At 73.0% G+C, this 6410-nt stretch carries 5 protein-coding genes; 3 read left to right on the plus strand and 2 right to left on the minus strand.

Features of this window, described 5'->3' with window-relative positions; all coding sequences use genetic code 11:
• Positions 1-5: 5 nt before the first annotated feature.
• Positions 6-482 (plus strand): MarR family transcriptional regulator, encoded by a 477-nt coding sequence (locus ACF1GV_RS21295; protein WP_363262459.1) that lies wholly within the window; start codon positions 6-8, stop codon positions 480-482.
• A gap of 132 nt (positions 483-614) precedes the next feature.
• On the opposite strand, the gene meaB is transcribed toward ACF1GV_RS21295, so the two are convergent.
• Positions 615-1571, minus strand: a complete 957-nt coding sequence (meaB, locus tag ACF1GV_RS21300) for a methylmalonyl Co-A mutase-associated GTPase MeaB (RefSeq protein WP_363262460.1) — start codon at positions 1569-1571, stop codon at positions 615-617.
• A gap of 43 nt (positions 1572-1614) precedes the next feature.
• Complete coding sequence (locus ACF1GV_RS21305; protein ID WP_391683154.1) at positions 1615-2814, minus strand: acetyl-CoA C-acetyltransferase; 1200 nt, start codon at positions 2812-2814, stop codon at positions 1615-1617.
• Positions 2815-2963: 149 nt separating this feature from the next.
• Here ACF1GV_RS21305 and mce point away from each other — a divergent pair, with 149 nt between their 5' ends.
• Together mce and scy are read left to right on the plus strand one after the other, a co-directional pair.
• Positions 2964-3404, plus strand: coding sequence for a methylmalonyl-CoA epimerase (gene mce, locus ACF1GV_RS21310; RefSeq protein WP_391683157.1), 441 nt, complete (start codon positions 2964-2966; stop codon positions 3402-3404).
• Positions 3405-3637: 233 nt separating this feature from the next.
• The coding region (scy, locus tag ACF1GV_RS21315; protein WP_391683159.1) for a polarized growth protein Scy at positions 3638-6410 on the plus strand (2773 nt) is incomplete at its 3' end.

Here is a 6410-nt window from a genome sequence, read left to right on the forward strand (position 1 = left end):
CATTCATGGAGACCGAGACGGCCACGCGGTGGCTGACGGATGCGGAGCAGTGTGCCTGGCGTACCCATCTGGAGGTCAACAGGCTGCTGACGTACCAGCTCGAAAAGGATCTGCAGCCGTTCGGCCTGACGATGAACGACTACGAGATCCTGGTGAATCTCTCCGAGTCGGAGGACCGGCGGATGCGGATGAGTGACCTCGCCTCCGCCACGCTGCAGTCCAAGAGCCGGCTCTCCCACCAGATCACGCGCATGGAGAACGCCGACCTCGTGCGCCGGGAGAACTGCGAGTCCGACCGGCGCGGGCTGTATGCCGTCCTCACCGAGCACGGCATGGAGACGATGAAGAAGGTCGCACCCCACCACGTGGACTCGGTGCGCCGCCACTTCATCGACCTGCTGGCCCCGGAGGCCCTGACGGAACTGGACAAGTCCCTCAGGCCGATCGCGGACCACTTGCGGACGCAACGCGGCCGCCCCTGAGCGAACGCGAGGCGGGCTGGTCGCAAGGGTTCCCCAAGCGCCCCGAAGGGGCGCGGGGAACTGCGCGACCAGCCCGCCTACCACCCGCACGCGCCGGAAAACGTCATGGCCCGAGCTGGTGGGCGAACCCGCTCAGCCCTCGGTGAGACCGGCGACCAGCTCGTCGGCCGCCCGGTAGGGATCCAGCTCGCCGCCGACGATCCGCTCGGCCAGCGCGCTGAGCCGACGGTCCCCGTGCAGGTCACCGATCCGCTCCCGCAAAGCCGTCACCGCGATGGTCTCGACCTCGCGGGCCGCACGGGCCCGCCGACGCTCCGCGAGCACCCCGTGCTCCTCCATCCACGCACGGTGCTTCTCCAGGGCCTCCACGACCTCGTCGACCCCCTCCGCGCGCGCGGCCACCGTCTTGACGATCGGCGGGCGCCAGTCCCCCGGCGCGCGGGCCTCGCCGAGGCCCAGCATGTGGTTCAGCTCCCGCGCGGTGGCGTCGGCGCCGTCCCGGTCCGCCTTGTTGACGACGTACACGTCGCCGATCTCCAGGATTCCGGCCTTCGCCGCCTGGATGCCGTCGCCCATGCCGGGGGCCAGCAGGACGACGGAGGTGTCGGCCTGGGAGGCGATCTCCACCTCCGACTGGCCCACCCCGACCGTCTCCACGAGGATCACCTCGCAGCCCGCCGCGTCCAGCACGCGGATCGCCTGCGGCGCGGCCCAGGCGAGGCCGCCCAGGTGGCCCCGGGTGGCCATGGAGCGGATGTAGACGCCGGGGTCGGAGGCGTGCTCCGACATCCGCACCCGGTCGCCGAGCAGGGCGCCGCCCGAGAAGGGGGACGAGGGGTCGACGGCCAGGACGCCGACCCGCTTGCCCTGCTTGCGGTACGCCGTGACCAGCGCGGAGGTGGAGGTGGACTTGCCGACGCCGGGCGAGCCGGTGAGGCCGACGACGTAGGCGTTGCCGGTCAGCGGGGCCAGCGCCGCCATGACCTCCCTGAGCTGCGGGGACGCCCCCTCCACCAGGGAGATCAGCCGGGCCACGGCACGCGGCCGGCCTTCCCTGGCCTGGGCCACCAGCGAGGAGACGTCCTGCATCACAGCTCCGTTCAGATCAAGATCGTACGAATATACGGACTGCTCAGGCCTTGGGTACCCGCACGATCAGCGCGTCACCCTGGCCGCCACCGCCGCACAGCGCGGCCGCGCCGACCCCGCCGCCCCGGCGCTTGAGCTCCAGCGCCAGGTGCAGCACCAGGCGGGCGCCGGACATGCCGATCGGGTGGCCGAGGGCGATCGCGCCGCCGTTGACGTTCACCTTTTCCGTGGACACGCCGAGGTCCTTCATCGACTGCACGGCGACCGCCGCGAAGGCCTCGTTGATCTCGATCAGGTCGAGGTCGGAGACCTCCAGCCCCTCCTTCTTCAGGGCGTGTGCGATCGCGTTCGACGGCTGCGACTGCAACGAGTTGTCCGGGCCGGCGACATTGCCGTGGGCGCCGATCTCGGCGATCCAGTCCAGGCCCAGCTCCTCGGCCTTGGCCTTGCTCATCACGACCACGGCGGCCGCGCCGTCGGAGATCTGCGAGGAGGTGCCGGCCGTGATCGTGCCGTCCTTGGAGAACGCCGGGCGCAGCTTGCCGAGGGACTCGGCCGTGGTGTCCGCGCGGATGCCCTCGTCCTTGCTGAACAGGACCGGGTCGCCCTTGCGCTGCGGGATCTCCACCGGGGTGATCTCGGCCTCGAAGACGCCGTTCTTCTGCGCGGCCGCGGCCCGCTGGTGGGACAGGGCGGCGATCTCGTCCTGCTCGGCGCGCCCGATGCCGAGGCGGGTGTTGTGCTTCTCCGTGGACTCGCCCATGGGGATGGCCTCCCACGGGTCGGTCAGGCCGTCGTGGGCCATCGCGTCCAGCATCTGCACCGCGCCGTACTTGAAGCCGTCACGGGACTTCGGCAGCAGATGGGGGGCGTTGGTCATGGACTCCTGACCGCCGGCGACGACGATGTCGAACTCGCCGGCCCGGATCAGCTGGTCCGCGAGCGCGATCGCGTCCAGGCCGGACAGACAGACCTTGTTGATGGTGAGCGCCGGGACGTTCATGGGGATGCCCGCCTTGACGGCCGCCTGGCGCGCCGGGATCTGGCCCGCGCCGGCCTGGAGCACCTGGCCCATGATCACGTACTGCACCTGGTCGCCGCCGATCCCCGCACGGTCGAGGGCGGCCTTGATCGCGAAGCCGCCGAGGTCGGCTCCGGAGAAGGACTTCAAAGAGCCCAGCAGTCGCCCCATGGGCGTCCGCGCGCCCGCGACGATCACCGAGCTGTTGGTTGCAGTTGCCATGAGCTGCGATCCCCTTACCGGCCCGCAGGGCCGAGGAGTGAACGAGGGTTTACTTCGAATGTACTGAGTGGCACTCCGTGCCGTCACCGGGCCGTCGGTGTGATCGCGCGCACGTTGCGTAACCATGCGGGGAGCGCTCCACTAACACCATGCTGACGCGAATCGACCACATCGGGATCGCCTGCCACGACCTCGACGCCACCGTCGAGTTCTACCGGGCGACGTACGGCTTCGAGGTGTTCCACACCGAGGTCAACGAGGAGCAGGGCGTGCGCGAGGCCATGCTCAAGATCAACGAGACGTCGGACGGCGGCGCCTCCTACCTCCAGCTGCTGGAGCCGACCCGCGAGGACTCCGCGGTCGGAAAGTGGCTGGCGAAGAACGGCGAGGGCGTTCACCACATCGCCTTCGGCACGGCGGACGTCGACGCGGACGCGCAGGACATCCGCGGCAAGGGCGTCCGGGTCCTCTACGACGAGCCGCGCCGTGGCTCCATGGGCTCCCGGATCACCTTCCTGCACCCCAAGGACTGCCACGGCGTGCTGACAGAACTGGTCACTTCGGCCCCTGTTGAGTCGGACGAGCACTGACCCTCGTACATAAGGGCCGGTAGGGTTGGGTGCGGTCGCCGCCCAACCCTGCGGCGACCCGGTCCCTCCCTCACCGGCGGGACCAGTCCGGGGGTCCGGTTCAGGGGGCGAGCGACGGGGCAGCAGCCCATGCTCCGCCGTTCATCTGACACCATTCACCCGGGGGCCCCGTTCGGCGGATGGACGGTGCTCGTTGGAGAGACTTGCGACCAGGGGACGGATGGGACCGCGCAGTGCGGGGCTACGAGAGCCAGGAGCGGGAGCCGGCGGCTGACGTCGACCACCTCACTCGGTTCGAAGCCGAGATGAAACGGCTGAAGACCGAGCGGGAAAAGGCGATCCAGCACGCCGAGGACCTCGGCTACCAGGTCGAGGTGCTGCGCGCCAAGCTTCACGAGGCGCGCCGCACCATCATGTCCCGGCCCGCCTTCGACGGCGGTGACATCGGCTACCAGGCGGAGCAGTTGCTGCGCCAGGCCCAGATGCAGGCCGACCAGATCCGCGCCGACGCCGAGCGCGAGCTGAGCCAGGCCCGCGCCCAGACCCAGCGCATCCTGCAGGAACACGCCGAGCAGGCCGCGCGGCTGCAGGCCGAGCTGCACCAGGAGGCGGTGACCCGCCGCCAGCAGCTGGACCAGGAGCTGGCCGAGCGCCGGGCGACCGTCGAGTCGCACGTCAACGAGAACGTCGCGTGGGCCGAGCAGCTGCGCGCCCGCACCGAGGCGCAGGCCCGCCGGCTCATGGAAGAGTCCCGCGCCGAGGCCGAGCAGGCCCTGGCGACCGCCCGCGCGGAGGCCGAGCGGCTGACCACCGAGGCCCGCCGGCGGCTCACCAGCGAGGCCGAGTCGGCCCGCGCCGAGGCCGAGCAGATCCTGCGCCGCGCCCGCGCGGACGCCGAGCGGCTGCTCAACGCCGCCTCCACACAGGCCCAGGAGGCCACCGACCACGCCGAGCAGCTGCGCACCTCCACCGCCGGCGAGGCGGAGGCCGCGCGCCGTCAGGCGCAGGAGCTCAGCCGCACCGCGGAAGCCCGCATGGCGGAGGCCGACACCGCGCTGCGCGAGGCACGCACCGAGGCGGAGAAGCTGCTCGCCGAGGCCAAGGAGGCCGCCGCCAAGGCGCTGGCCGGCGCCGAGGCCGCCAACGAGACCCGCACGCGCACCGCCAAGGAGCAGGTCGCCCGGCTGGTCAGCGAGGCCACCAAGGAGGCCGAGTCCACCAAGGCGGAGGCCGAGCAGCTCATCGCCGACGCCCGCGCCGAGGCGGAGAAGCTGCTCGCCGAGGCGGTGGAGAAGGCCCGCAGCGTCACCGCCGAGGAAGCCGCCACCCAGCTGTCCAAGGCGGCCAAGACCGCCGAGGACGTGCTCAACAAGGCGTCCGAGGACGCCAAGCAGACCAGGAAGGCCGCGGCCGAGGAGGCCGAGCGCATCCGCACCGAGGCCGAGGCCGAGGCGGACCGGCTGCGCGCCCGGGCGCACGAGATCGCCGAGCACCTCAAGGGCGCGGCCAAGGACGACACCGAGGAGTACCGGGCCAAGACGGTCGAGCTGCAGGAGGAGGCCCGCCGGCTGCGCGGCGAGGCCGAGCAGCTGCGCGCCGGCGCGGTGTCCGAGGGCGAGAAGATCCGCGCCGAGGCCCGCAAGGAGGCCGTCCAGCAGATCGACGAGGCGGCCAAGACCGCCGAGGAACTGCTGGCCAAGGCCAAGGCGGACGCCGACGAGCTGCGCAAGACCGCGACCGCGGACAGCGAGAAGGTGCGCACCGAGGCCATCGAGCGGGCCACGACGCTGCGCCGGCAGGCCGAGGAGGCCCTGGAGCGCACCCGTGCGGAGGCCGAACGGCACCGCGAGGAGGCCGCCGAGCAGGCCGAGGCGCTGAAGGCGGACGCCGAGCGGGCCGCGCGGGAGCTGCGCGAGGAGACCGAGCGGGCCATGGCCGCCCGGCAGGCGGAGGCCGCCGAGGAGCTGACCCGTCTTCAGTCGGGGGCGCAGGAGCGGCTCGCCGCGGCCGAGCAGGCCCTCGCGGACGCCCGCGAGGAGGCCGCCCGCATCCGCCGGGAGGCCGCCGAGGAGACCGAGCGGCTGCGCGGTGAGTCCGCCGAGCGGATCCGTACGCTCCAGCAGCAGGCCGAGGCCGAGGCCGAGCGGCTGCGCACCGAGGCCGCCGCGGACGCCTCCGCCTCCCGCGCGGAGGGCGAGGCCGTCGCCGTACGGCTGCGCTCGGAGGCGGCGGCCGAGGCGGAGCGGCTGAAGTCGGAGGCGCAGGAGAGCGCCGACCGGCTGCGCGCCGAGGCGCAGGCCGCGGCCGAGCGGCTGGCGGCGGAGGCGTCGGAGACGCTGGCCGCCGCACAGGAGGAGGCCACCCGCCGCCGCCGGGAGGCCGAGGAACTCCTCGGCTCGGCGCGCCAGGAGGCCGATCAGGAGCGTGAGCGGGCCCGCGCGCAGAGCGAGGAGCTGCTGGCCGCGGCCCGCACGCGCGTGGAGGAGGCGCAGACCGAGGCGACCCGGCTGGTCGAGGAGGCCGACCGGCGCGCCTCCGAGATGGTCTCCGCGGCCGAGCAGCACGCGCAGCAGGTGCGGGACTCCGTGGCCGGGCTGCACGAGCAGGCGCAGGAGGAGATCGCCGGGCTGCGCAGCGCGGCCGAGCACGCCGCGGAGCGCACCCGCCGCGAGGCCCAGGAGGAGGCCGACCGGGTCCGCACCGACGCCTACGCCGAGCGGGAGCGGGCGGGCGAGGACGCCGCGCGGCTGCGCCGGGAGGCGAACGAGGAGTCGCAGGCCGCCAAGGCGCTCGCCGAGCACACGGTCGCGGAGGCCGTCGCGGAGGCCGAGCGGGTGCGTTCGGACGCCGCCGAGCACGCCCAGCGGGTGCGCACGGAGGCTTCGGACACCATCGCGCAGGCCGACCAGCAGGCGGCCCGTACGCGGGCGGACGCCCGGGAGGACGCCAACCGCATCCGCTCGGACGCCGCGGCGCAGGCCGACACCCTCATCACCGAGGCCCGCA

Source organism: Streptomyces sp. NPDC014006, assembly GCF_043088925.1.
Taxonomy (GTDB): Bacteria; Actinomycetota; Actinomycetes; order Streptomycetales; family Streptomycetaceae; genus Streptomyces.

What these genes read in the sequence shown, in the direction of transcription:
- ACF1GV_RS21295 (WP_363262459.1), top strand. Translation starts at nt 6, where the DNA reads ATGGAGACCGAGACGGCCACGCGGTGGCTGACGGATGCGGAGCAGTGT.
- meaB (WP_363262460.1), bottom strand. Translation starts at nt 1,571, where the DNA reads ATGCAGGACGTCTCCTCGCTGGTGGCCCAGGCCAGGGAAGGCCGGCCG.
- ACF1GV_RS21305 (WP_391683154.1), bottom strand. Translation starts at nt 2,814, where the DNA reads ATGGCAACTGCAACCAACAGCTCGGTGATCGTCGCGGGCGCGCGGACG.
- mce (WP_391683157.1), top strand. Translation starts at nt 2,964, where the DNA reads ATGCTGACGCGAATCGACCACATCGGGATCGCCTGCCACGACCTCGAC.